This window comes from Chryseotalea sp., from assembly GCF_057350905.1.
On the sequence record NZ_JBMRCF010000004.1, the window covers coordinates 134,999 to 160,978 of the forward strand.

General features: G+C 41.9%; 25 protein-coding genes and 1 tRNA gene. 7 read left to right on the forward strand and 19 right to left on the reverse strand.

Annotation, left to right across the window (positions count from 1 at the left end):
• Nucleotides 1–2 precede the first annotated feature (2 nt).
• Both ACO1XM_RS07240 and ACO1XM_RS07245 read right to left on the reverse strand, forming a co-directional pair.
• Nucleotides 3–1,280: an acetyl-CoA C-acetyltransferase gene (locus ACO1XM_RS07240; RefSeq protein WP_486227350.1), complete on the reverse strand. Its 1,278-nt coding sequence runs from the start codon at nt 1,278–1,280 to the stop codon at nt 3–5.
• 129 nt (nt 1,281–1,409) lie between these two features.
• Complete coding sequence (locus ACO1XM_RS07245) at nt 1,410–2,468, reverse strand: hypothetical protein (protein WP_486227352.1); 1,059 nt, start codon at nt 2,466–2,468, stop codon at nt 1,410–1,412.
• A gap of 215 nt (nt 2,469–2,683) precedes the next feature.
• Here ACO1XM_RS07245 and ACO1XM_RS07250 point away from each other — a divergent pair, with 215 nt between their 5' ends.
• On the forward strand, nt 2,684–3,145 hold the full coding sequence (locus tag ACO1XM_RS07250) for a DUF4268 domain-containing protein (RefSeq protein ID WP_486227354.1): 462 nt from the start codon (nt 2,684–2,686) through the stop codon (nt 3,143–3,145).
• A 50-nt stretch (nt 3,146–3,195) separates the two neighbouring features.
• Here the strand turns inward: ACO1XM_RS07250 and ACO1XM_RS07255 are convergent, their stop codons facing one another.
• Nucleotides 3,196–3,528 (reverse strand): hypothetical protein, encoded by a 333-nt coding sequence (locus tag ACO1XM_RS07255; RefSeq protein ID WP_486227356.1) that lies wholly within the window; start codon nt 3,526–3,528, stop codon nt 3,196–3,198.
• A gap of 95 nt (nt 3,529–3,623) precedes the next feature.
• Between ACO1XM_RS07255 and ACO1XM_RS07260 the strand changes: the two genes are divergently transcribed.
• Nucleotides 3,624–3,839, forward strand: coding sequence for a helix-turn-helix domain-containing protein (locus ACO1XM_RS07260; RefSeq protein WP_486227358.1), 216 nt, complete (start codon nt 3,624–3,626; stop codon nt 3,837–3,839).
• A gap of 223 nt (nt 3,840–4,062) precedes the next feature.
• Here ACO1XM_RS07260 and ACO1XM_RS07265 read toward each other — a convergent pair whose 3' ends face one another.
• Nucleotides 4,063–4,677 carry a transposase gene (locus ACO1XM_RS07265; protein WP_486227360.1) on the reverse strand — a complete coding sequence of 205 codons (615 nt, stop codon included), beginning with the start codon at nt 4,675–4,677 and terminating at the stop codon, nt 4,063–4,065.
• Nucleotides 4,678–4,781: 104 nt separating this feature from the next.
• On the opposite strand from ACO1XM_RS07265, the gene ACO1XM_RS07270 reads away from it, so the two are divergent.
• On the forward strand, nt 4,782–4,958 hold the full coding sequence (locus ACO1XM_RS07270) for a hypothetical protein (RefSeq protein WP_486227362.1): 177 nt from the start codon (nt 4,782–4,784) through the stop codon (nt 4,956–4,958).
• Nucleotides 4,959–4,972: 14 nt separating this feature from the next.
• Here ACO1XM_RS07270 and ACO1XM_RS07275 read toward each other — a convergent pair whose 3' ends face one another.
• The 5 genes from ACO1XM_RS07275 to aceB all read right to left on the reverse strand — a co-directional run bounded on the left by ACO1XM_RS07275 (nt 4,973) and on the right by aceB (nt 11,736).
• Complete coding sequence (locus tag ACO1XM_RS07275) at nt 4,973–5,947, reverse strand: hypothetical protein (protein WP_486227364.1); 975 nt, start codon at nt 5,945–5,947, stop codon at nt 4,973–4,975.
• A gap of 140 nt (nt 5,948–6,087) precedes the next feature.
• Nucleotides 6,088–6,158: transfer RNA gene (locus ACO1XM_RS07280), tRNA-Cys, on the reverse strand.
• A gap of 204 nt (nt 6,159–6,362) precedes the next feature.
• A complete protein-coding gene (rpsA, locus tag ACO1XM_RS07285; RefSeq protein ID WP_486227366.1) occupies nt 6,363–8,372 on the reverse strand; it encodes a 30S ribosomal protein S1 in 2,010 nt (669 codons plus the stop codon).
• Nucleotides 8,373–8,763: 391 nt separating this feature from the next.
• Complete coding sequence (gene aceA / locus ACO1XM_RS07290) at nt 8,764–10,038, reverse strand: isocitrate lyase (protein WP_486227368.1); 1,275 nt, start codon at nt 10,036–10,038, stop codon at nt 8,764–8,766.
• 87 nt (nt 10,039–10,125) lie between these two features.
• Nucleotides 10,126–11,736, reverse strand: coding sequence for a malate synthase A (gene aceB, locus ACO1XM_RS07295; protein WP_486227370.1), 1,611 nt, complete (start codon nt 11,734–11,736; stop codon nt 10,126–10,128).
• A gap of 237 nt (nt 11,737–11,973) precedes the next feature.
• On the opposite strand from aceB, the gene ACO1XM_RS07300 reads away from it, so the two are divergent.
• Nucleotides 11,974–13,476, forward strand: coding sequence for a helix-turn-helix domain-containing protein (locus ACO1XM_RS07300; protein WP_486227372.1), 1,503 nt, complete (start codon nt 11,974–11,976; stop codon nt 13,474–13,476).
• A gap of 326 nt (nt 13,477–13,802) precedes the next feature.
• Here ACO1XM_RS07300 and ACO1XM_RS07305 read toward each other — a convergent pair whose 3' ends face one another.
• The 4 genes from ACO1XM_RS07305 to ACO1XM_RS07320 all read right to left on the reverse strand — a co-directional run bounded on the left by ACO1XM_RS07305 (nt 13,803) and on the right by ACO1XM_RS07320 (nt 16,354).
• On the reverse strand, nt 13,803–14,153 hold the full coding sequence (locus tag ACO1XM_RS07305) for a translation initiation factor (RefSeq protein ID WP_486227374.1): 351 nt from the start codon (nt 14,151–14,153) through the stop codon (nt 13,803–13,805).
• Nucleotides 14,150–14,947 carry a J domain-containing protein gene (locus tag ACO1XM_RS07310; RefSeq protein WP_486227376.1) on the reverse strand — a complete coding sequence of 266 codons (798 nt, stop codon included), beginning with the start codon at nt 14,945–14,947 and terminating at the stop codon, nt 14,150–14,152. The genes ACO1XM_RS07305 and ACO1XM_RS07310 overlap by 4 nt, the downstream gene beginning before the upstream one ends.
• A gap of 57 nt (nt 14,948–15,004) precedes the next feature.
• The gene (locus ACO1XM_RS07315) at nt 15,005–15,871 is read right to left on the reverse strand and encodes a universal stress protein (protein WP_486227378.1); all 867 of its coding nucleotides are present in this window, start codon (nt 15,869–15,871) and stop codon (nt 15,005–15,007) included.
• 63 nt (nt 15,872–15,934) lie between these two features.
• Nucleotides 15,935–16,354, reverse strand: coding sequence for a hypothetical protein (locus ACO1XM_RS07320; RefSeq protein ID WP_486227380.1), 420 nt, complete (start codon nt 16,352–16,354; stop codon nt 15,935–15,937).
• A 97-nt stretch (nt 16,355–16,451) separates the two neighbouring features.
• On the opposite strand from ACO1XM_RS07320, the gene ACO1XM_RS07325 reads away from it, so the two are divergent.
• Nucleotides 16,452–17,708 carry a PAS domain-containing sensor histidine kinase gene (locus ACO1XM_RS07325; protein ID WP_486227382.1) on the forward strand — a complete coding sequence of 419 codons (1,257 nt, stop codon included), beginning with the start codon at nt 16,452–16,454 and terminating at the stop codon, nt 17,706–17,708.
• Nucleotides 17,686–18,750: a response regulator gene (locus ACO1XM_RS07330; RefSeq protein ID WP_486227384.1), complete on the forward strand. Its 1,065-nt coding sequence runs from the start codon at nt 17,686–17,688 to the stop codon at nt 18,748–18,750. Before ACO1XM_RS07325 ends, ACO1XM_RS07330 begins: the two co-directional genes overlap by 23 nt.
• A 143-nt stretch (nt 18,751–18,893) precedes the next feature.
• On the opposite strand, the gene ACO1XM_RS07335 is transcribed toward ACO1XM_RS07330, so the two are convergent.
• Genes ACO1XM_RS07335 through ccoN form a run of 6 tightly spaced genes read right to left on the reverse strand, consistent with a single transcriptional unit; the run spans nt 18,894 to nt 24,727 of the window.
• Complete coding sequence (locus tag ACO1XM_RS07335) at nt 18,894–19,580, reverse strand: sulfite exporter TauE/SafE family protein (protein WP_486227386.1); 687 nt, start codon at nt 19,578–19,580, stop codon at nt 18,894–18,896.
• Nucleotides 19,577–20,005 carry a FixH family protein gene (locus tag ACO1XM_RS07340; protein WP_486227388.1) on the reverse strand — a complete coding sequence of 143 codons (429 nt, stop codon included), beginning with the start codon at nt 20,003–20,005 and terminating at the stop codon, nt 19,577–19,579. The genes ACO1XM_RS07335 and ACO1XM_RS07340 overlap by 4 nt, the downstream gene beginning before the upstream one ends.
• Nucleotides 20,006–20,041: 36 nt before the next feature.
• Nucleotides 20,042–21,466: a cytochrome c oxidase accessory protein CcoG gene (ccoG, locus tag ACO1XM_RS07345; protein WP_486227390.1), complete on the reverse strand. Its 1,425-nt coding sequence runs from the start codon at nt 21,464–21,466 to the stop codon at nt 20,042–20,044.
• A 3-nt stretch (nt 21,467–21,469) separates the two neighbouring features.
• Nucleotides 21,470–22,402: a cbb3-type cytochrome c oxidase N-terminal domain-containing protein gene (locus ACO1XM_RS07350; protein WP_486227393.1), complete on the reverse strand. Its 933-nt coding sequence runs from the start codon at nt 22,400–22,402 to the stop codon at nt 21,470–21,472.
• A complete protein-coding gene (locus ACO1XM_RS07355) occupies nt 22,392–22,586 on the reverse strand; it encodes a cbb3-type cytochrome c oxidase subunit 3 (RefSeq protein WP_486227395.1) in 195 nt (64 codons plus the stop codon). The genes ACO1XM_RS07350 and ACO1XM_RS07355 overlap by 11 nt, the downstream gene beginning before the upstream one ends.
• A gap of 11 nt (nt 22,587–22,597) precedes the next feature.
• On the reverse strand, nt 22,598–24,727 hold the full coding sequence (gene ccoN / locus ACO1XM_RS07360; RefSeq protein ID WP_486227397.1) for a cytochrome-c oxidase, cbb3-type subunit I: 2,130 nt from the start codon (nt 24,725–24,727) through the stop codon (nt 22,598–22,600).
• A 560-nt stretch (nt 24,728–25,287) separates the two neighbouring features.
• Between ccoN and ACO1XM_RS07365 the strand changes: the two genes are divergently transcribed.
• Nucleotides 25,288–25,959, forward strand: a complete 672-nt coding sequence (locus tag ACO1XM_RS07365) for an Ig-like domain-containing protein (RefSeq protein WP_486227399.1) — start codon at nt 25,288–25,290, stop codon at nt 25,957–25,959.
• Nucleotides 25,960–25,980: the final 21 nt, after the last annotated feature.

A 25,980-nucleotide genomic window follows, 5' to 3' on the forward strand; every position in this document is an offset into this window, starting at 1 on the left:
AATTATTTCTCCAGTATTACTGTAATACCCTGACCACCGGCAGCGCATACAGAAATAAAGCCACGCCCAGAACCTTTTTGGTGCAGTAGTTTTGCCATGACTGCCAACACTCTTCCTCCTGTAGCAGCAAAGGGATGGCCAGCCGCCAGACTACTTCCTTTCACATTCAGTTTAGTTCGATCAATACTCCCAAGCGGCTGCAATCCAAATTGCTTGCTTAATGCTTCGCTCTCCCATATTTTAAGTGTTGCGAGTACTTGCGCTGCGAAGGCTTCATGTATCTCGTAAAAATCAAAATCCTGCAAACGCAAATTTGCCTTTTGCAACATACGGTTGGCGGCATATACCGGAGCCAACAATAAGTTTTGCTTAGCATCTACATATTCAATAGCTGCCAGCTCTGCATAACTAATATAGGCCAGTACTGGCAGGTTGCGTTCGCGTGCCCATTGTTCGCTCGCCAATAAAATACAAGATGCACCATCTGTCAGGGGAGATGAATTACCAGCAGTGAGTGATCCGTTTTGTTTGTCAAAAGCAGGTTTGAGTGAAGATAGTTTTTCTAAAGTACTGTCTGCTCGTACAATATTATCGCGTGTCAGGCCAAGGTAAGGACTAAGCATATCGTTAAAAAATCCATCTGCATACGCTTGCGTCATCTTCTGATGGCTCGACAAAGCATAAGCGTCCTGATCAGCGCGGGCAATGCCATAATGCTTAGCGGTTATTTCTGTATGACCTCCCATGGCCAGGCCGGTGCGTGGTTCCATGTTAGCGGGGGCCACAGGTGCAAAATGAGAAGGTCTGATTTTTAAAAACTGAGCAATTTTCCCACCAAAGGTTTTGCTACGGTTAGCCGCAAGTAAAATTGTTTTTAATTTTTCGCTTAATAATAGGGGTACGTTGCTTGTGGAGTCAACTCCCCCAGCTATACCGACTTCTATTTGCCCAAGAGCTATTTTATTGGCAATGTATACTGCCGTTTCAATACCAGTATCACAAGCTTGCTGTATATCGCAAGCAGGTGTGTGTGGATCGAGATCAGTGCCCAACACACATTCGCGCGTAAGGTTTAGTTCTTGTGGATGTTTGATTACAGCTCCGGCTGCCACTTCACCTAATCTTAAACCCTGGAGTTGATATTTTTCTATCAAACCTTTCAGCGCAGCGGTGAGCATGTCCTGATTGCTGGCAGTGGCATACGCTGTATTTTGCCTTGCAAAAGGAATACGGTTATAACCGACAATGGCCACTTTTCGTGCAGCTGGAGTAGTAAGCATATAGAGAATTTATAAGATGAATGTACAAAAAATTAAATAGCAAATTGATAATTCCATTGGTAAATCGTGTGTGATCTCAGTATTCAGCTGAAAATAATCTATTCACCAAAATGGCTTGCAAGCGTTAACTTACGAAACGTCATGAACAGAAATATAGCAGGGTCTTGCTTTTTCCTTGGCAATAGAATCATGGGGCAACTGATGGTGGCGTACAATTACATTTCCATGTACTTCGGGTGATAATTTTGCCAGCCAGCCCAAATCAATTTTATTGGTGAGCTCGTACAGCGATGAAGCATTATCCACCACTATAATGGCAGTATGTAATCTGAATTGACAGAGCAATTTTTCTAATAAATTTTCAAAGACTTGCTCATGTCCGGCTTTGCAATAAATACCCTCCACTGCTAAAAAGCTGAAGTGTTTAGATAAAAGTCGGGATAGAAAAGGAGTGCTATTAAAAATGTTAAGCAGTACTTTACCATACTTGCCGGGCAAGGTTAATACCCGCCATGCATCAGCGTTCACCTGAACGCCAGCAATAATTTCGCCTGCTTGATTTTCTATGTAATAGTAAGTCTTGTTCAAGTTTTCGAAACTAAAGTGATTGTAGTCGCTGTAGAAATTATTAAGCAGTTCTCTGATCTTCTCAGAAGAAGTAGTGGTTTCATTAATCTTAAGATTAGGGTGATGCTGCGGGAAAATACGACTGAAAATTCTTGTTGTATATTTTCTGATAGGCACAAAGCCAAATTCTTCACATATATTGGCTGACCGTGGATTGCGCGGATCAACATAGGCATAGTGGAAGAAACCAGATTGTCTGTCATGCAGGAGGCCAGTGCCATTCAGTAACGTTTTTACTTCACTGCGAATAATAGAGGTTTTTTGTTTGTCTTTACTCTGTGGTATTCCCTTTATTCTGAAATTATTTCTAAAAGCAAAGTAACGCACGTATAATCCCAGCGTACCTTGAAAATCGCGTTCACAAAAACAACAGGTGCCCATGATGTCATCATTTCGCTGCACTGTAATAAAATGGGGTTTGGCAATGTTGTGCAGTTTTTGGTCAACCCCCAAATGTTGATATAACATACTCAAACCGGGCGTACCAATAACATTACCTTTTAGCAAAGCCTCAATTTGAGGAGAAGGTTTTTTTTGTATGCTTAAGTATTTGAATGGCACTGGGAAAACGGAGTTGTGACTAACGAAGGTAAGTGAATGAATATATAGTTCATAAATATATACATCGGAATGAAAAAAATTAAAAATGTAGGCCCAATGTCGTTCTCTGAGAACTAAGCTGAAAGCGCTTAAACCAGGCATGCCTCTTCCTTAAAGTGAAGCGTCTTTCATTGTCAGTTATTTTTCTAATTACTTTCATCGGAGTATTTTGCAGCATGTATAATCGTGAGGAGGCATCGGTGATTCGGAAAGAGTTCTGGACGGCATTTGGAAAGTATATGAGCCCGATTCCATCTGCCGAGGGTTTGAAAATAAACTGGATCAATTACCATACTGGCGTTCGAGATGTGTTTTTTCGTATGGATGCCGGTATCAAGTCTGCCACTATAGCCATTTCGCTTGAGCACCGCGATACTGAGCTTCAGGAATTATATTACGAGCAGTTTCTGGAACTTAAAACTTTATTGCACACCACACTGGGTGAGGAATGGATGTGGCGCTTACACTTGACGGTGAATGAAAGCAAAATCATCAGTCGGATTTATTGTGAATTACCTGACGTTTCTGTTTTTAACAAAGCACAATGGCCTGAACTGATTTCTTTTTTCAAACCGAGGATTATTTCACTGGATAGCTTTTGGGAAAATGCGCGTTATAGTTTTGATGGATTGATTTGAGCCATGCAAAGTAAAGATGATCAGTTATCTGGTTTGGTGCATAGCTCCCTTCAACTTGATGTTTTGTCTTCTTGTTCCTGGAAAGTTATCAATGTGTTATAAACTTCCTGAGCGGCCTTATTCAGGTCTTTATTGTCAGCGGCCAGGTTTAAGGCGTGTTTACCCAGCAGGTTATAATAAAAATCTGTTACTTCATTAGAGTCAGTGTCGAGCCGAGCATAGGTAAGTATGAGGTCGCCAAGTTCAGAATGGTAGTAGTCATCGTCCAGGCCCGGTGCGCGCAGGCCATCAAAGAACCTACGGCTTTTGAGGTCTTGTGCTATCAGGTAGAGCAGGAGTTCTTTTTCTGTAGGTAGTTGATGATCAATCGTCTTGGTTTTCATATATCATACAATTATATGATAAAGATATTTAAGAGATTTTAATCATCATACAATTATATGATAATATTTTCAAACACAAGACTGAACTTTATGGTGTGACTAAAGAAAAGCTTAACATACTTATTGGCCAGCGAATTATTGCTCTAAGGACTAAAAAAGGCTGGTCACAGGCTGATCTCGCTAGAGCAGCAGAGAAATCGCCTCAAGCTATAGAGAAGGTTGAGAATGGGAAAGTGAACTCTTCAATTTACAGTCTGCATGAAATTGCTAATGCATTAGGCGTGTCATTATCGACCCTGGTAGATATTTAAAAATAACAAAGCACTGAATCGCCTATCCAGTGCTTTGTGGGTTTGTGCAGCAATTGACGCCAGATGGGCAGTCATTTGCAAGCTCAAATTTAAAAAGCCCGTTTAAATTTCGTTTAAGTAGAAATACCTAATGATTCGTATTTTTTGCCTCAATGCATGTTTCGTTAAGGTTGTTACAATGCATAGTACCGAATATAACGAATGATTTCTCTTGCAATAATGCTTATCGCCTTAGAAAAAATCTGTCTTCCGCCCATTTAGAGGGATTGTTTTTGATGTAGTTGGAAATTCGATGGTAAGCATCGGCAGACCGTATGATGTGGTCGTGAAAAAGCGATTGCCATTCAAATTCAATATTGTTTTTTCGGGCGTAGGTGGTAACGGCAGATTTGTATCCACGCAGGATGGATGCCAGGTTTTTGGATTGGGGTCCGAATTTGTTTTTGTATTCGGTGGATGCGCGATGCATCGTGGTGGTGGTTGTAGAGACGCCATGAATGGCGTCTCTACAACCACCAATATTATATTCATTTTTACCAATGATAATAATCCCATGTATATGATTGGGCATGACCACAAATTCGCCCAATTGCAAATTCATATCAGGTCGTATTTCGGGGGTTTTGTACCATTCATTGTGGGCAACCAAACCGATTTCGGATTGTACCATCCGTAGATGTGCCATGCATGGCGCATCTACGGATGGTACAATTTCACCAAAATAATGTTTTCGGTTTTTGGTGCATATGGTAACGAAATACATGCCATCATTGCCATAATCCCACGTCTGTAACCGTGTGGTTTCTATCCTGTATTTATTTTTAAACAATGCTGCCATGATAAATATTGTGTTTGATCTTATCGGATGTCTTCATTAGTTCAATCCAAAACAGTAAAATAAAAATGCCCATCTCACCTATTAAAAGATGAGTATGGGCATATATGAAAGGTAATATTAAAGCTGGAAATTATAAAACGCTCCGCATGAGGGATGGTAAGGGTGAGCCGCAGACGAAGTGCGCAGCACCGAAGCGAAGCGTAGCCCTGAACAGCCCGACCCTGGTGGCATGCGTGTGGCCTGCGCGCATCAGGGGCATGTCCAATACTTTACAATATTGAGGATAGTATTTGTTTTAACCAAACAAGTCTAACTGGCGCTTGCTTACTGCCTGCTGCTTTTGCTTATGTTTCTCTTCGGTGGTAACGATGGTTTTGCCATTCTCTGAATAAGAGCTTACGTGTATGATGTTGTAACCTGTAATTCTTTCGGCACCGGTACTGCTGATTTTCTTTTCTATTTCCAGGGTACAGGCTATGGTTGATCCGCTTTTGAACTCTACTTTACCGGATTGCACCATTTCCATAAAGTCATCGGATTTCATAACAAAGGAAATAGGAGCTCCGTTGTAATTACCTTTCCATTTGTGCCTTCCTTTTACTAATACAGGTGAAATGATTTCAATTTGTGCCTGCTCTATTACTTCTGGTGCTACTGTTGCTGAACTGAGTAGGAAATTTTTGAAATGATCGCGTAGCAGTACCTGCTCTTCTGTTACAGTTTTTCTGGCATCGTCAGTAAGGGCAATAGATATGCTCTGTACTTTCTGATATTTGCGCAGCAGGTCATAGAAGTTGGATCTGCGTTTTTTTATAACAGGATGCTGGTCGAGTTTGGTGATGTAATTAGCTGCCTCTGCTTTTATATGGTTAAGTGCCTGTTTGCGTTGGTCCCGTTCGGATTTATTCAATTCTTTATCGTTTACAAGGCTACTGAGTAATTGATGTAGTACTTCGCCAATAGATACCTGGTTGGTGGTAGCCATGCAGGAGGCCATGAGCATGTTGACAACTGCTATTTTTGAAGCGGGTGTTTTCTTGGGTGTTTTGGCAGTGAGGGTGAGCCAGGTTTTTAATCCGCCTTTGTTATTGTGTTCAATCTCCATGTTTACTGAAACCGTACACACTTTGGCAAGCGCCCTGGTGAGTTCAAGTAGCTCGCGCTCGCACTTGTTGTGTATGAGTGCGTCCATGGCATGCTTTTTATCGCTAAACCAATAGTGAAGCTGCAGCTTGCTGATGGTGTGGTATAGATCGGAGTTTTCCGTCATGGTATGATAAAAGCTGTTAAAGGGGGAACTAAATTAGGAAATTATGAGGGGAAAAGTAAACGCAAAGTTCTAGGTTGGGTGTAGACGACTTGGCGATTAGTTGGTAAAAAAAATGTCAACCCTTTCAGGTTGACATGTAGAGGTTCCGAGCGGATTCGAACCGCTGTAGGAGCTTTTGCAGAGCTCAGCCTAGCCACTCGGCCACGGAACCTTTTACTTTTTATTCCTTTTGCAGAGTTCATCACGCCAGGGGCGTGACACTCGGCCACGGAACCGGATTCAATTAGAAATTTGAAATTCAAAATTTCAAATTATGGTTCAAAAATAGCAATTATCGCTGTTGCAACAAATGCCCTTTGAAAAAGAAAGGTGGAACCTTTTCAGGAACCACCCTCTTCTCATTTATATACAACAATTACTTGTTGTCGCCAGTCATCTTGTTCTTCAAAGCACTTAATGCTTCGATATCGCCAAGGGTTGACTTTTCGTTTGACTGATTAATTGACTTCACAGAAGGTTGTGCGTCTTTAGCAGGTGCTTTCGCGCCTTTCTTAGCCGCTGCCGCACCAGCAGGTGCTGCTTTTTCTTCTTCAGTTGACCATAGTGCTTTCAATGAAAGTACAATTCTGCGGTCGTCTTTAGAGAACTCTGTTACTTTGAAGTCGATTGCCTCGCCTACTTCTGCCTTAGAACCATCTTCTTTAGCATTGTTTTTAGCTGAGCAGAAACCTTCGATACCATAAGGCAACTCAAGCACTAAGCCTTTGTCGTTCTTGCTGGTAACTGTACACTTGTGCACTGAACCTACAGTGAAAATGGTTTCGAAAGTATCCCAAGGATTTTCTTCCAAATGCTTGTGGCTTAATGCCAGTCTGCGGTTGGTTGCATCCAATTCCAATACTTGTACTTCCATGGTCTCGCCTACCTTCACAAATTCTGAAGGGTGCTTAATTTTCTTAGTCCAGCTAAGGTCAGATACGTGTACTAAACCATCGATACCTTCTTCTAACTCGATGAATAGACCGAAGTTAGTAAGGTTACGCACGATGCCTTTGTGCTTAGTGCCAACTGCATACTTGCTTAATACATCCTGACGAGTCCAAGGATCTTCAGTTAATTGCTTAATGCCTAATGACATCTTGCGCTCTTCGCGATCTAAAGTCAATACAACTGCTTCAACCTCGTCACCTACTTTCATGAAGTCCTGAGGATTGCGTAAGTGTTGTGACCAGCTCATTTCACTTACGTGGATCAAGCCTTCAACACCTGGTTGTAATTCTAAGAATGCTCCATAGTCGGCTACGTTTACAATCTTACCTTTTACTTTAGAACCTACTTCAAGCGTAGTAGTTAATGAATCCCAAGGATGAGCAGTCAATTGCTTCATACCAAGGCTGATGCGTTTCTTGTCGCCATCGAAATCCAACACTACTACTTTCACTACCTGGTCTAACTTCAACATCTCTTCCGGATGGTTGATGCGACCCCATGAAATATCCGTGATGTGGAGTAAACCATCTACACCACCCAAGTCGATGAATACACCGAAGTTGGTCATGTTCTTGATAGTACCTTCCAACACCTGGCCTTTCTCCAGGTTGCTCAGGATGGCTACCTTTTGTTGCTCCAGGTCTTTTTCGATCAATACTTTGTGTGATACAACCACGTTGTCATTAGTGTAGTTGATTTTCACAACTTTCACTTCCATGGTCTTGTTTACATAGATATCGAAATCGCGGATAGGCTTCACATCAATTTGTGAACCTGGCAAGAAGGCTTCGATGCCGAATACATCGACAATCAAACCACCTTTTGTTCTGCGTTTTACGAAACCTTCGATGATGGTATCGCCATCCAATGCTTTTTGAACATTGTCCCAGCCCTTCATCAACTTAGCTTTTCTGCGGCTCAATACTAACTGGCCCATTTTGTCTTCGCGCTCTTCAATAAAGAGGTCAACAACATCACCAATTTTTAAGCTTGCACTATCTTTAAATTCAGCCAATGGCACAAGACCATCAGACTTGAAACCGATATTCAAAATAACATCACGGTCATTGATGCCTACTACGATACCTTCTACTAACTCACCGCTGTTAACAGTAGTTACAGTGTTACCGTAGAGATTGGTCATCTCTGTACGTTTTTCTTTAGAATAACCTTCACCGAAACCTTTAGTCTCATAGGCATCCCAATCGAACTCGCCAGCTACTTGCTTAGCGTAAAGTTCTTTTCTCAATTGTGAAGCAGGGATTGCTTCAGAAGTGATTTCTTCTTCCTGGCGCTTAAATTCTTTAGCAGCCTGGATCAGGTCCTGACCAGCGATATCATCTGCTGATTTAGGTCCTTTTACTTTTTTTACAGGAGCTTCTTGCTCATCTGCGGTTTTTCTTGGTCTTGAAGGACCACCTTGTGCTTTTGCCATAATGGACTTTACCCTGGATTACATGCAGTAAACGGGCGTTTTTACTGCAAATTGGTTTACAATACCTGCTGAAACCTATCAGCAAGCCCCGTCCGCATAGTATCGGATTAGGGGGTGCAAAGGTAGGGCTTTTTGTGAAATTTGGAAGTTTTGTTCCAGAAAATCAGCCAGTTGGCTAAGCAAAACAGGTTAAAATCTAGGAATGGTGAGAGAATTGACTGACATCGTGTCCCAATGACATGTTCTTAAATCGCTTGAATAATAGCAGAAGACAAGTTTTCGCTTCAGGCCGCTGGCCTCGCATAAGAAATTCAATTCTTCGCATGAAAAATAATCTATCTAAACTTGACAAATCCGGAATCAGATTCCGGATTTGTCAAATCTTAATCTGTTAAAACTGTGCCTCCTCGGTTGATCCTTTCAAGGCCACCGTGGAGCTTTCTCCCGCGGTGATCGTCTCCTGCACCGCATCGAAATAACCCGTGCCCACGAAAGCCTGATGTTTTACCGCTTTAAAGCCGCGTGACTGCAGTGCAAATTCGCGTTCCTGTAATTGAGAGTAGCCAGCCATGCCCTGATCGCGGTACAATTCTGCCAACTCGAACATAGAAGTATTCAATGCGTGGAAACCTGCCAGGGTGATGAATTGAAATTTATATCCCATCTCTGCCAGTTTATCGCGGAAACTGAGCATGGCTTGCTTGCTTAATTTAGATGCCCAATTAAATGAAGGCGAGCAGTTGTATGCCAGCAATTTGCCTGGATACAGTTTGTGAATGGCATCTGCAAATTCTTTGGCTTCGCCCAAATCCGGATGTGATGTTTCGCACCAGATTAAATCGGCAAAGGGTGCATAAGCAATACCACGACTGATGGCTTGCTCGATACCATTTTTTACCTGGTAAAAACCTTCCATGGTTCTTGATCCGTAGACAAAAGGTTTGTCTCTGTCGTCAATGTCGCTCGTGATAAGGTTGGCCGCATCGGCATCTGTACGTGCCACTAATAAAGTTGGAACACCCATCACGTCTGCTGCCAAACGTGCTGCCACTAATTTGTCAATTGCCTCGCGTGTGGGTACTAATACTTTTCCACCCAGGTGTCCGCATTTTTTTGCCGATGACAATTGATCTTCAAAGTGCACGCCTGCTGCACCTGCTTCAATCATCATCTTCATCAATTCAAAAGCATTTAAGTTACCACCGAAGCCTGCTTCTGCATCGGCAACAATGGGGGCAAGCCAGTGCAGATGGTTCTCACCTTGTACCGTTTGGATCTGGTCTGCTCTTAACAAAGCATTGTTGATGCGCTTCACTACAGCAGGCACACTATCAGCTGGGTACAAACTTTGGTCGGGATACATATTGCCTGATAAGTTTGCATCGGCAGCTACCTGCCAGCCACTGAGGTAGATGGCTTTTAAGCCTGCCTGTACTTGCTGCACAGCCTGATTGCCAGTAAGTGCCCCCAGCGCACCAACGTATTGTTCTGTATGAAGTAAATTCCACAAACGTTCTGCGCCTAAACGTGCAAGGCTGTAATCAATTTTTACAGAGCCGGAAAGTTTCAATACTTGTTCAGCAGTGTAAGGTCTTTCGATGTTTTTCCAGCGTGGGTTGGTAGTCCAGTCGGTAATAATTTGGTTTATCTTTTCTGAAGTTTTCATTTTATATTATTGATTTAGTTGGTTGATATCATTATTAATTCAAGATTTCAAATTCAAAATTTGAAATCTGAAATGTTGAATTTGAAATTATAAGTATCGGTACGCTAGTGTGGTTAAAAAATCTTCGAAGTCATCGCTGAGTACAAGTTTGTCTAACAATTCTTCTGCGCGATTTAGGTACGTGAGGTCTCTTCCTTCTTTACGAAACTGAGTAAGCAATGCATTTAATTCTTCATCATAAAGCTTCAAGTAGAGGTCGAGGTTAAAGGCACGACCATCCTCGAGTTTTACATTTTCATGATTAAGCCATTGCCACAATTGTGCGCGTGAAATTTCTGCAGTTGCTGCATCTTCCATCAGGTTGTGAATGGCTGCTGCACCCACACCGCGTAACCATGATTCGAGGTAGAGTAGAGCTACATTAATGTTGGTGCGTACGCCCTGTTCTGTAATTACATGTCCGGCACTGCTCACCTGCAATAAATCGCGTGCACTAACATTCACATCATGGCGCATGATGCTTTTTTGATTGTATGTATCTTCTAATACTTTATCGAATTCTGCTTTCGCGATCTCTACCAGACGTGGGTGCGCCACCCAGGTACCATCAAAGCCATGCAATACTTCACGCACTTTATCTTGTCTTACTTTTTCGAAAGCAATTTTGTTGATGGCTTCATCTTTACTGGGTATAAATGCCGACATTCCACCCATAGCGTGCACGTTGCGTTTATGACAGGTTTTTACCAATAGCTGTGCATAGGCTTCCATAAAAGGAACGCCCATGGTAATATTCGTTCTGTCTGGGGTGACGAAGTTTCGGTGGTTTTTAAACTTTTTAATAATGCTGAAAATGTAATCCCATCGACCAGCATTTAAACCAGCCATATGCTCTCGCAATTCGTAAATGATTTCTTCCATTTCGAAAACTGCCAGAATGGTTTCAATCAGTACAGTGGCTTTTATCGTACCTCTGTTGAGCCCTATACTTCTTTCAGCAAAAAGGAATACATCGTCCCACAAACGTGCCTCTAAATGACTTTCTAATTTTGGTAAATAGAAGAAGGGACCTCTGCCCTGCTTGGCCAGTAGTGTACCGTTGTGATAAATAAATAAACCGAAGTCCACCAGCGATGCTGAAACGGGCTGGCCATTAACAAGTATATTTTTTTCTTCTAAATGCCAGCCGCGTGGTCGTACATTAATCACTGCCGGTGTGTCACTCACTTCATAGGTTTTGCCTTCTGGCGATTCGTAGGTGAGGGTATTCCGCACGGCATCCATCAAATTGTATTGGCCTTCAATAATATTGCGCCAGGTAGGCGATGTCGAGTCTTCAAAATCGGCCATGAAAACTTTTGCGCCCGAGTTAAGCGCATTGATAATCATTTTGCGGTCTACCGGGCCGGTTATTTCTACTCTACGATCTTGCAGGGATGCGGGAATAGGTCCCACCTGCCAATCTCCTCCACGGATGTAGGCAGTTTCTGGAAGAAAGTCGGGCAGCTTTCCCTGATCAAGTTGTTTCTGTCGTTTTCGTCTTGCTTCCAGCAATAAGAATCTGCGTTGCGCAAATTCGTTATGCAGCTTCAAAATAAAATCGAGTGCGCCTTGTGTTAATACGCGTTCTTCCTGAGGCATAACAGCACCCGTAATTTGCAGTCCTGTTTGTGTTTTTGTTGCTTCCGTGGTGACCATAGCTGTTGATTTGATTAGATCAAACTTAGGTCAACGAAAAACATATTTCAAGCGAATTTTCGCTAATCAAATTTATTCGCTATTTTTATCGTTGCAGCGAATGTGATTTAAAGCAATTATGGCCATTTTTATGATTTCAACCGTTTGAAAAATATTTTCTTTCGCTATTAAGCGAAGGGCATTTTAAACGATGAAACCTCTTTTATAACTGTCAGACAACCCCAAAGCAGCAGGTTTATGAAGCAAAAACATGTACTCGATGAAACCAATCTTAAGCTTCTTTTCGGACTGAAATTGAAGCAACTCAGGCTCGAAAAAAACCTCTCCTTACAAGCACTGGCCACGGCTTCTGGCGTATCTGTTTCGTACCTGAATGAGATAGAAAAGGGTAAGAAATATCCGAAAGCCGAGAAAATTGCCAGCATCGCCAATGCCCTGGATGTTAGTTATGACTGGATGGTGTCTTTGCAGATGAGTAAGAAGCTGGGGCCAGTCAGTGAGTTGTTACAAAGCAAACTGTTAAAAGAATTGCCCTTAGATGTTTTTGGCATTGATCGCTCGCAGCTCTTTGAATTACTATCCAGTGCACCTGTAAAACTCAATGCCTTCATCAATACCGTGATTGAAATAAGCAGAAACTATGGTATGCGCGTAGAGGACTTATATTTCTCGGCTTTGCGGTCGTATCAGGAAATGCATGACAATTACTTTGAGGATATTGAACAAATGGTTGATGCCTTTATCAGTAAACACAAACTGGATCCCTCCAAACCAATTGCCGCTGAAGCTTTGGCTACAATTTTGGAACAAGCATATAATTATGTGATTGTTGAAGATGGCTTGTCGCAACAACCAGAGTTAAAAGAATTGCGGTCTGTGCTTATACCAGGCAAACAACCTCGCTTATTGCTGAACAAGGATTTAAGCAAAACCCAAAAGGCTTTTATTTTCGGTCGCGAAGCTGGTTTTATGTTTATGAACATCAGTAGTCGTTCGCATACTACTTCATGGGTGGCTTTTGATTCGTTTAATGAGGTGATCAATAATTTTAAGGGTTCTTATTTTTCATGTGCGCTATTTTTGAATCGCAGCAATGTGATTAGCTGGCTTAAGGAAATACTGGCAGAACGATCACTCAATGTTCAGCACTTTCAGGATTTAATGAACCGCTACATTGTTTCTCCGGAAATTTTACTTCACAGGCTTACCACTTTATTACCACGCTACTTTGGCATACACGAATTATTCTTTTTGCGTTTCAGTACACAGCATGGCACTGAAGAATATGAGCTGACAAAAGAAATTCACTTATCTGGCTTACAAAGTCCACACCCTAATATGCTCAATGAACATTATTGCAGGCGTTGGGTGAGCATCAGTATTTTACAAGAACTTGCTAAAGAAGTAAAGATGGGTACGTACACACAGTCTCTTTGCCGCGTGCAACGCTCTAAATATTTTGGTTCTAACAAAGAGTATCTGATTATTAGTTTTGCCAAGCCCATGGTATTTGGTTCACGAAAGCACAATAGTGTATCCATTGGCTTGCTGATAAACGATCAGCTAAAGAAAAAAGTGAAATTCTGGAATGATCCACAAATACCCATACGCATGGTGGGCGAAACCTGTGAGCGTTGTATTGCCAGTGATTGTAATGAACGCGTAGAGAAACCGTTGTTTATAACTCAACAGCAAAAAATAGAAAATCTGAAGTTGGCGCTGGCTGCATTGAGGGATTAGGTTCAATGTTCGAGGCTAGAAGTTAGAGGCTGGAAGCTTGACGTTTGAAACAAGATTTCTAAAATCATTTAGTAAACATTAATAGTTGTAAGATTCCTGCATCGTCCCTGCGGAGACGATGCGAGGACAGCAGCTGGCCTTGGCTGCGTTAAGGGATTAGAATTTAGAAGGTAGAGGATAGTATATAGAATCCAGTGGCTAGAATGAAGGCGGTAATCTGCATCGTCCCTGCGGAGACGATGCGAAGACGGAGAAGCCTGTAGCTTACAGCCTGAAACCTGAAGCCTGGCTCAAGGCTATAGGCTCGAAGCTCGAAGCATCGGAAATCAATTCCCCCTTTTCGCCTTGTATCCTTCTTTCAATAAAATCTGCACAAGTTTATCTCTGTGGTCGCCCTGAATTAATATCTCGCCATCTTTTACAGAACCGCCTACCCCACATTTGGATTTCAACAATTTACCAAGCGCTTCTAAATCGGCAGCTGTACCCACAAAACCGATTACCATGGACACCTGTTTGTCTGCGCGCATGCTCTTATCTAATTGCACACGTAGGTTTTGTTGCTGGGGAGGCAGAGTGCTTTGTTCTTCGTCTTGTTTGTAGTTATAATCAAAATCGTTGCTGGTCGAGTAGACTACACCATCGCGTTTCTTCCAATCGTTCTTTTTAGCACTCATAACTTAGTCACTAAATAATACACAAGATTAAAAATAAAAATTAAAGCAGCCGTTATCCCCATATTAAAACCTTTGCTTACATTTTTTCTGTACCAAAAAGCCACTACAGAAAAGATAATCAGGGCTAAGGGGGCAAAAAAGAAGCCGCCATAGATAGAAGAGAAAATCTTGGCGTGTTGCTTTCCACTCTTTACTTCCGTGATTTCCCTCAACAACCACGATTTACCTAATACGATAGTATCCATACCGACAATGATATCGAATTCATCGGACTCTAATCTAAAGGAACTCCCCTCTTTTGTGTAAATGATAGCATGGGTATTGCCACCGTGCCTTGCGCTGGATGTTCTTAGCTGACGACTTTTAAACTGCTCTGTGATTTGTTGTCGAGGTAATATATAATCGATAAATAGGAGAGCACTAATTACTAGTAGTGTTTTTGTTATTAAAACAATTCTAGGCAAATACTCCTTCATTAGTTCGTAGGTGTCGTCCGTACGACTGGCATGCTGCCTGGTTGCATGCGGTCTGTATTTAGGATCGCGGTGAGGCTGCTGGGTTTGTGGTTGGGGACTTTGATAAACCGGATTGCTCAGGCGTTGATCGTATTCATAACGTAACTGAGGGTCTCCAAGCGTTTCGTAGGCTTCATTCACTTCTTTAAAAAAGCGTTCTGCCTCTGGCCTGGGATTTTTGTCTGGGTGATATTGTAAGGCCAACCTGCGATAAGCACGCTTAATATCAGCCGCATGTGCGCTGGGGGATACACCTAATATTGTGTAATAATTTTTCATTAAAAGAAAAGCCCTGTTTTACCAGGGCTCTTAGCTTGTGCTTACTAAAGTTTAGATTTATTTCTTCTTACGCTTGGTTACGAAGGTCAGCACAGGGCGCTTGCTATGGCTTACCACATCTTCTGCAATGCTACCTGCCAACACGTGTGCAAAACCGGTACGACCATGTGTGGCCATGGCAATCATATCAGCGTCAATGCTATCAGCAAAATAAACAATACCTTCTTCTTCGCTCAAGTCGTTGAAAATATTGATGGTGAATTTTTTCAGTTGAAGTTTCATAGCGAAGTCTTCCATGGCCTTACGCACCACTACATCGCGTTGGAAATTAGAAGGAGTGTTGATACGCACAAGGTGTATCGTTGAATCATACATCTCTTGCGCTTTCTTCACAAAACGAGAGAAAACCTCTTCGTCTTTGTTCATTGCGGTAGCATACACAATATCTTTAAAGTTTTTGGTGCCTGGTCTGCCGTGCACTGTTAACACCGGACATCCAGCATGTCTTACCACTTTCTCAGTATTTGATCCGATCACCATTTCTTCTAAAGCAGACTGACCTGATGTTCCCATCACCACAAGATCAACTTTGTGTTCAGTAATAATGGTTGTCATGCCATGAAACGGAGAACCAATTCTGAGTTCGCGCTTGATCTTAATGCCTTCCAACTTTGGATCGGTGGCCGTTTTTTCCATCATTTTTTTAGCGCGTTCTATCATCTTAAGCATGAACAGACGGTCTTCCATATCACCTTCCAGGTTTACCTGGCCTGCAACACTAAAAGAACCACCTCCGGAAGATGCTTCTTCAATAACGTGCAGAAGGGTTAGTGTTGCTCCTGATCTCTTAGCAATATCGGCCGCTACATAAACGGCTGTCTGTGCTATTTTTGAGAAATCGGTAGGTACAAGAATTTTTTTCATAAGCTACTGCTATTGGGTTTGAAGAGAATAAAGATAAGTAAATCTTTTAAAAGGCAAACAAATTCAGGGAACCAATACGATGGGTATGGTCAGGCGTTTCATGAAGGTGTTCCAATCATTGTCATTGACTCCGGCTATGGCTATCTCCTTACTGATCACGATTACACGTAAATCAGCGCTATGCATGTGTACTTCCAGCCGGTCGGTTTCAAAGCCCACTTCTGCCATAAAAGTGTGGGGTATTTTTTTGAGGATAGGTAAGGCTGCTTTTAATTTTTCAAAACGTTCTATGGCCTCAGCCTCCAGCTGTTTTTTAACCATGGGTCTCTGCTCTCCATCTCGCTGAAACTTAAGTCTATAGGGATATAGAATCAGCAAATTTGATTTATGCTCCAATGCATCTTCTGCTGCCCATTTCAGGACTTTTTCAGTATGGACCGACAAATCGATCATGCATAGAATTGCCTTGCTAGTATCTTTCACAATGCTAACTTACAAGCTTGGGGAGGCTTCTTTCGTGGACTTTCCTCAAGTAAAATTATGACTTTTGTCATTCGTACTTTGGTGCTATCTTTCAGGTATGAATAGGGAGACCCCCATACAGTTCCAGGAAATTTTTGAAGGCTCAACTGAGGGCATCGTTATTGTAAACAAATCAGGTACAATCGTTGAAGCCAATCCTGCTTCTGAAAGAATATTTAATTACGACAAGGGGGAACTTATTGGTAAAGGACTTGACTGTTTGCTACCTGATCGGTTGCGGATAAAGCACAAACAATTTCGTGAAGATTTTCATAACGCCCCTTCACCACGCAGTATGGGTATGGGGCGTGATCTAATGGCCTTACGTAAGGATGGCTCTGAATTTCCGGTGGAGGTTAGTCTGAGTTACACCGAATCTAACGGCCAGTTTTTGATCATGGCCTTTGTCATTGACATTACTCAGCGCAAAAAAGCCGAAAATGCACTTAAGCAAAGTGAAGAACAACTGATCGTCTATGCCACAGAGTTGGAAAGAAAAGTAGAAGCCAGAACTGAGGCATTAAATGAATTAGTACATAAGCTGGAGAATGAAGTACTTGAAAGAAAAAAAGCTGAGGAAGAAGTAAGAAAATCCTTAGAGCGGGAAAGGGAGCTCAATGACCTTAAATCAAAATTCGTTTCGATTGCCTCCCATGAATTCAGAACACCACTCAGCACGATACTGAGTTCAACTTCACTGATCCAGCAATACAAAGAAAGAAATGAATTTGACAAGCAGGATAAACATATTAACCGCATTAAGTCATCGGTGAATCACTTAACCGGTATACTGAATGATTTTCTTTCTCTTGGTAAGTTAGAAGAAGGAAAGCTGGAAGTACTGCGAGAGACTTTTACCTTGCAGGACTTTCTACATGAGGTGCTGGACGAAGTAAGGCCCACGTTGAAAGAAGAACAAAGTCTTGTCATTGATATGGCGAAGAATTATCAGGTGGACACCGATCCTCGTATGCTTCGAAACATCCTTTTCAATCTTCTGTCAAACGCAAGCAAATATTCAGATAGGGGGAAAAAGATTACCTTACAATGTGCCTGTGAAAGTGGGAAGCTGATACTGAAAGTAAGTGATGAAGGTATTGGTATTCCTGAGTCGGAGGTGAAATATTTATTCGATCGTTTCTTCAGGGCCAGCAATGCCACCAACATACAGGGCACAGGTCTTGGTCTTCATATTGTAAAACGTTATATCGATCTTTTAAAAGGAAGCATTTCTTTTGCAAGCGAAGAAGGAAAAGGAAGTATATTTACAATTGAGATACCATTAACACAAGATGAAAAAGATTTTGCTTATTGAAGACAATCAGGATGTGCGTGAAAACACCGCTGAAATTCTGACCCTTGCAGGATACCAGGTAAGCATTGCACCCAATGGCAAAGCAGGCGTGGAAAAAGCCCTGCAGGAAAAACCTGATCTGATCATCTGTGATATTATGATGCCTGAACTTGATGGTTTTGGCGTATTACACATTCTCAATAAAAATGTAGACACCGCTGCCATCCCTTTTATTTTTCTGACTGCCAAAGCTGAGAAGACAGATATGCGTAAGGGTATGACCCTGGGGGCTGACGATTACCTGACAAAACCTTTTGACGATACTGATTTACTGAATGCTGTTGAAGCGCGGTTGCGTAAACGCGAGTTGCTCTTGCAATCTTACGATAATACAGAGGCCGGTTTACAAACCTTCATTAAAGATGTAAAGAAAATACTGAAGATTGAAGACCTCGCTAAAGACCAAAAGCTTAAGAACTACAAAAAGAAGGCTACCATTTTTGATGAGGGTGAAAGTGCCTCCTCACTTTACTTTGTTAAATCGGGACAGGTAAAGCTTTTTAAAGCCCATCCTGATGGCAAAGAGCTGATTGTAAGTTTACATAAAGCGGGTGACTTTTTCGGCTTCGAGGCCATCTTGCAAAATGAATCTTATACAGAATCTGCTGTGGCCTTAGAAGATACAGAGTTACACCTGTTGCCCAAAGCAGATTTTCTCACCATCATGTACGGCAATGTAGAAATTGCCAAAAGCTTTATCTCCCTGCTTTGCAGTAAAGTGCAGGAAAAGGAAGAGCAACTGTTGCACCTTGCCTATAATTCTATCCGTCAGCGTACTGCTGAATCTTTATTAAAACTTCATTCACTGAAACCAAGCGAAGACACCTTAAGCATTGCCAGAGAAGATTTGGCTAAGATGGTGGGTACGGCTACAGAATCTGTTATCCGTGTACTTTCAGATTTTAAAGATGAAGGCCTGATCGATATTGTTAGCGGCAAAATTATTTTAAAACACACCGGCAAACTGGAGCAAGTAGTTCGCTGGAGTGTAGCCAGAAAATAATCAAGGTTTCTTCGTCAACAATGCGGATTAGCCTCATCCCCCGACCCCTTCTCCATGGGAGAAAGGAGAGTGTGTGATAGGTGTAGCTATTAGAAAGACATTGAATGTATAGTTGGTAGCAAACGTGAATCGGATCAACTATTTTAATCGCAAACAACAGGTGTAGAAACAGACAGGGGCTCTTGCAAGCCTGCATGATGATGTGCATGCATGGTACGTCCAATCAATAATACACCCAATCCGATCATCATTACGGTAGTCAGTTTACTATAATTGATTTTTACATAGCTGCCAATGAATTTGAGCAGATAAGGCATACCAATCATGACAGGAAAAGTGCCTAAACCAAATAACAGCATAAACAGAAATCCTTCTCCCGGAGTATTCAACGTAAGGGTATAAGAAAGTGCCAGGTAGGTAAGTCCACAAGGTAATATGCCATTGAGTGTACCCAGTATAAAAAGACTTACTGTATTTTTCTTTTTTAACTGAGTTGAAAATTTACTTTTAATCATCAAATTAATCTTATTGATGAAAGTTGAAAGGAAAGGTATACGAATGGATGAGATTGATCCTATGCCCAACAGAATTAACAACACGCCCAAAGCAATGGATAAGTAGATTTGAATAGCCTGAAAATTAAACAGCGATCCGAAAGTTGCTACCAGGGCTCCGAAAGAACCGTAAACAAGAATTCTTCCGGTATTGTATACAAACCTGTTGAACAAAAGTTGTTTATTAAACGAAGTAACAGCCAAAGCAAGCGGGCTGCACATACCTGCACAATGCAGGCTGCCTCCAATACCCAAAAGCAAAGCTGTCCAGATCATATTACTATGGTTTTGTCAATGCGGTATTGCTTCGTACCTTCTGTCCATTCTAATCTCAATTTATAAAGCCCACTGCTCAAATTCGATAATTCAAATTGCTGCACTGAATCTGCTTGCTGCTTAATTATAAATATTCGATCCTGGTTGGCGTTTGAAGGGCGCATCAAGGTCAGGGTTCCCTTCTCAATTTTTTCAAAATCGGCATAGTTAATGGTAAGCGATTTAGTGATAATGCTAACTGTTGGTTTGTTTGCCAGTGCATTCGCATTTTCGTAAGCTTCAAATTGCTCCTGGTAGTGAAGGTCATCTTCGTAATATTTCTTGGATACCAGGCTCACATCTTCACGGAAACACACTACTACCAATACAGTAATGAAAGCTGCAAAGGATATAAATACCAGTACAATCGACTTACCCCAATTCATAATTTTAAATTTCAAATTAATACTAAAACAAAACGCCTAGTTCTTAATCGAGACAGGGCCTATGAATTTTGTTTTTACCACTTCTATCACCTCACCCTTCTCACTTACTTCCAGTATAATATTTGTTTTTGCCTGCTTGATAGCATTTGCCGGGAGTTCCAGAATGATCACACGTTTGATCAGTTGTTCTGCCGGTAATTTGATAAGCGGTTCTCCAATAAGTTGCAGACTGGTTTCTTCAGGGGAAACCACACGAATAGTCAACTCACGGTCTTCAAATGATTTATTGATAAATTCTATGTTATACAAATTTGTAACGCCACCCCTATCTGTTTTTTGAAACAGCGTACCTGGCACTTTAAGTAAAGTAGTTTCAATGGGCGATCGTGTAAACACCATAAAACTTAACAATACCAGCAAGGCAACTAAAACAACTGAGTAGCCCATCACGCGCGGGTTCCACAATTTTTGAACCTTGTTAACAATTGAATTATGAGAAGCAAAACGAATCAAGCCTTTAGGCTTATCAATTTTTACCATTACATCATCGCAGGCATCAATGCAGGCAGTGCAGTTTACACATTCTAATTGTGTACCATTGCGTATGTCTATTCCGGTTGGGCAGACGTGCACACACAACTTGCAGTCTATGCAATCGCCTTTGTCCAGTCTGGGTTCGTTCTTCTTAATTTTTCCACGTTGCTCGCCCCTCAGCCAGTCGTAGGCTACTACAATCGACTCCTTACCTAATAGTACACCCTGCAATCTTCCATAAGGACAAACCGCAATGCAGGCCTGCTCACGAAACCAGGCAAATACAAAATAGAAGATACCTGTAAATGCAAGCAGCCCTATAAAGCCTGCCATGTGCTCCGCAGGAGGTTGTTGCACAATAGCTATTACCTGATCAAGGCCGATGAGATAAGCCATTGCCGTGTGGGCAATTAAAATAGCAATGGAAACAAAGATAATTTGCTTACCACCTTTCTTTATTATTTTCTCGATAGTCCACGGTGCGGCTTTGAGTTTGCGTTGCTGGTTGGCATCGCCCTCAATCCAATATTCAATTTTTCTATACACCATTTCCATGAATAAAGTCTGAGGGCAAGCCCAACCACACCAAACCCTGCCGAAGACAACCGTGAAGAGAATAACAAAGACAAAAAATGTAATAAGCGTTAATGCCAGCAAGACAAAATCCTGCGGCCAAAATACCTGACCGAATACAATAAACTTTCTCTCAAAAATATTGAAGAGCATAAAGGGTTGCCCACCAATTTTAATAAAGGGTCCACTAAAAAAGAGTGCCAGTAAAATGATGGTTGCAAGTACACGCTTATTGTGAAAAAAGCCAGCGGGCTTTTTGGGATAAACCCACACCCGCTTGCCTTTTTCATCAACAGTACCTATTGAATCTCTAAACTCTTCTTCGTATTGATAAAGCTGGTCTGTATTCTTCATGGTTTATAAAGAGACTTGCGCCTTCACTGAATCTGCCTGCACACGCTCCACCTTCACTTCTTCTTTCCAAATTGTACCTTGTGGTGCTTTCGCATTAGGCGGGTTAGTGCCTTTCAAACTCATGATGAAGAATGATACATCGCGAATCTCCTCAGGTTTCAAAATTGCATTCCAGGCAATCATACCTTTTTCAGGCACACCATTCTTTACAGTTGTAAAAATATTCTGAATACTGCCACCATGTAGCCAATACGCGTCAGTCAGGTTCGGACCAATACTACCTTCGCCTTTATCCTTATGGCAAGAAGCACAGTTGTTTTTAAATACCACGGCTCCTTTACCAATTAAGTCGGCATCGGCAGTGTAGCTTAGTGCTGCTTCATCAATAGCCGCTACAGGTTCAGCTGCACGGATCTTTCTTAGTTGCTCTTCTGCCATCGCAACTTCATTTTCATATTCTTGTTGTTGCAAGGGCACGCTATCCGTAACATGGTACACCACCAGGTAAACTACAGACCAGGCAATGGTTCCGTAAAACAACCACTTCCACCAGGGTGGTAAGTGATTATCAAGTTCTTTAATACCATCATAATTATGGTCTAACTCAATCGTGGCCTCTTTTTCAAGCGGGATTGCGTTAGTCAGTTTCCTGTCTAATTTTTGCCACCAGCTTGGTTCAGGTTTATATTCAATACCCAGGGCTGCAGCTTTTTCGCGTGCCGCTCTCTCCACAAAAGTATTCAGCACTTGCAGCAACATGATGGCTACAATAAATACCAATACTGTAACTAACACAACCAATGCCATCAATGCATAAAAAGGTGCCATCGGATGATGAATGGGATCATCCCAAAATCCTTTTGTTGCAGGCGCTTCTTGTGCCCACACACTGGCAGGCAGCAGTAACATGATTAAAGTGATTATTCTATTTTTCATGGCTGGCAGGATTTGATTTACTACTTGCATCATCAATAGGCATGTTACTCATATGATTAATAAACTGCTTGTTGACTGTGAAAGTCCACCAGATCAGTATGAGAAAAAAGACAAAGAAAATGACAAACGATATGACAGGCCAGATGGCTATGTTATCGATGCTTTGAAGAATATTTTTATACATAATCGTATTCGTTATTGATTAGCAGATATAGTCTTGTCCTTCACCTTAATGTCTGTACCCAATCTTTGCAGGTAAGCAATCAGCGCAATAATTTCTGCGTCTTGCATTACTTCTATCCCCTCCATCTGAAGATTCTCTACAATGCGTGCTGCTTGTTTATCCAAGTCGCCATTGGCTGTTTCTTCGTAACCTTCGGCATAAGGAACACCAATGGTGCGAAGCGCATTTATCTTAAGGGCTGTTTGCTCTTTGTCAATTTGCTGTTCGTACAACCAGGGGTATGCAGGCATAATCGTTCCTGCAGATACGGAGCCGGGGTCAAGCATGTGATAATAATGCCAGGAGTCACCGTACTTACCACCTACACGTTGCAGATCCGGACCGGTACGTTTCGATCCCCATAAGAATGGATGATCATATACATATTCACCAGACTTTGAATACTCTCCATAGCGTTCTGTCTCAGAGCGGAAAGGTCTTACCATTTGTGTATGGCAGTTCACGCAACCTTCTCTTATGTAAATGTCGCGACCGTGTAGTTCAAGCGGTGTATAAGGTTTTACACTGGCAATCGTGGGTACGTTAGATTTTATCAGGAAGGTTGGCACCATTTCTATTGCACCACCAATCAGGATTGCCACCAGCGCCAACGTTGTAAATACAATCGGCTTACGCTCCAATACTGCATGCCAGCCTGTGTTGCCGTGCGATGCTGTTGTTAAGGGAGCCGCCTGCGCATCTTCATTGGCAATAAACTTACCAGCATACGCTGTTTTAATTAAGTTATAGGTCATGATGATTGCACCCGTCAGGTAGAGTGCACCACCCGCGGCACGCAGCATGTGCAGTGGCAGAATTTGAACCGTAGTTTCTAAAAAGTTTTTATACACAAGAAAACCCTCAGGTGTAAATTCTTTCCACATCAGACTTTGCACTACACCAGAGATGTACATCGGCAGTGCATAAAAAATAATTCCTAAGGTGCCCAGCCAGAAGTGAAGGTTGGCCAGTTTGCTGGAATAGATTTTAGTATCCCACATTTTAGGAACCAACCAATACAACATACCGAAAATCATAAAACCATTCCAGCCTAAACCACCTACGTGTACGTGTGCCACTATCCAATCGGTAAAGTGTGCTATGGCATTAATGTTTTTTAAAGACAAGAGTGGCCCTTCCAATGTAGCCATACCATAAGCCGTAACAGCTACCACAAAAAATTTCAATACTACATCTTCTCTCACTCGATCCCAGGCACCGCGTAGTGTCAGCAAACCATTGAGCATACCACCCCAGGAAGGTGCAATCAGCATAATGGAAAATACAGTACCTAAACTTTGTGCCCAGTCAGGCAGAGAGGTGTATAATAAGTGGTGAGGTCCTGCCCAGATATAAATAAAAATCAAAGACCAAAAGTGAATGATCGAAAGTCGGTATGAGTAGACAGGACGATTTGCAGCCTTTGGCAAGTAGTAATACATTAAACCTAAAAAGGGTGTAGTAAGGAAGAAGGCAACCGCATTATGTCCATACCACCATTGCACTAAGGCATCCTGCACACCAGCATACCAGGAGTAACTCTTGAAAAGATTCACCGGCATTTCGAATGAGTTCACCACATGCAAGACAGCCACCGTAATAAAGGTGGCAATGTAAAACCAGATGGCTACATACATGTGTTGTTCACGTCTGCGCAAGATGGTACCGATCATGTTTATACCAAACACCACCCAGATAAGGGTTATGGCGATATCAATGGGCCATTCCAACTCCGCATATTCTTTCGAAGTAGTCATACCCAGTGGCAGTGTAATGGCTGCGGCCAGAATAATGGTTTGCCAGCCCCAGAAGTTTATCCAGCTCAGTTTGTCGCTGAACATTCTTGTTTTTAACAAGCGCTGCATCGAGTAATAAATACCTGCAAACATGGCATTGCCTACAAAGGCAAATATGATGGCGTTGGTGTGCAGCGGTCGTATGCGGCCGAAAGTTGAATACTGCAAATCAAAATTGAAGATGGGCCACACTAGTTGCAGAGCAGCCGTAAGTCCTACAAGCATGCCCACCAGGCCGAAAACCACGGTGGCAATGATAAAGGCCCTGACAATTTTATTGTCGTAACTGAATTTTTCGAGTTCCATAGGCAGATTAAGCTTACGTTTGTTTGATGGGGTAAAAGTACCTTCAGTAAAAAGTCTCAAGACTGACGGTACTTAGAGTGAAATATGATTTTTGTCAGGTTGAGTATTTGGCCAGATCTGAGCGACTGTCAAATCAACTTGGTTTAGCTAAGCTTCCTTACAAACTGCACAACCTATGACTACCGGATACACGGTATTACCTAAGTCTATCAAAGTTTTTACTAGTCTAGAGTCTTGAGGTTCAATAAGCAGTATGGGTACTTATTTTCAACGATGGTCCTATCGGTAAAACAGACTATTAACCACTTATAAAAATATCGGGGCGTTTGCGCAGCTTTTCACCCCTGCTATCCCCTGACTAACAACCTTATGTTCAGGCTTTTCGTACAAAAGTCGTTGATCTGAAAAATCCAATGAATACAGCTTTAATCCAGGGGTGTTTATGAAAAAAGTGTTTCTAAATCCATCTGATTGCACTCAAGAAGTTTTTTTGTGACACCCAGAAAAAAAAATATTGCCAGGCAACCCTTTTAGATCACCCCCTGTCTTAGCTGGGTATTATGAAAAAGTCAACGTTCCTTTATACCGTCATTTGTTTGTCATCCCTGGCATTTTCTGCTTGCGATGAAGAACCACTGGTAGATAGCATACCCCCCAGTTTCCTGGCTGTAACGCTGAACCCGGATCTTATCTATATCTATAATACAGGAAACCCTATTGGCGTACGACTTGATCCTTTGGTGAATGACAGCATCAAAGTAGATGCTACCCTCTCTTTCAGTACACCCAATCATGGTGTAATTAACTTTATTCAAAATGAGGGATGGTATTATGTGGCCAATGCCGGTTTTGTTGGCACCGATTATATTACCTATAGTGTTTGTTATCAAAATGCCTGTGCCAATGCCCTTATTACCATGCAGGTAGAAGCACTCCCTGATTTTAATAATTGCACCTTTTCTATTACCGGAGAAAATATTCAAACAAAAAGAGATCAACCCATCGCTATACGCATTTTTGATAATGATGTGGTTTGTCCATACATGGGTAACAGCATTCAATCACCAGAGAAGGGACGCTTCAATATATACACCTATTCAGGCACTTTTAAGAATACCGTGTATGTCTACTTCCCGCCAAAAGGTTATGTCGGTACCGATCGCTTTCGCTACAGACTGTTTACACCCGATGGCTACCTGGAGGCGTATTGCAACATTACCATTACCAATTAAAAAAATACGCAGCCGGAAAGA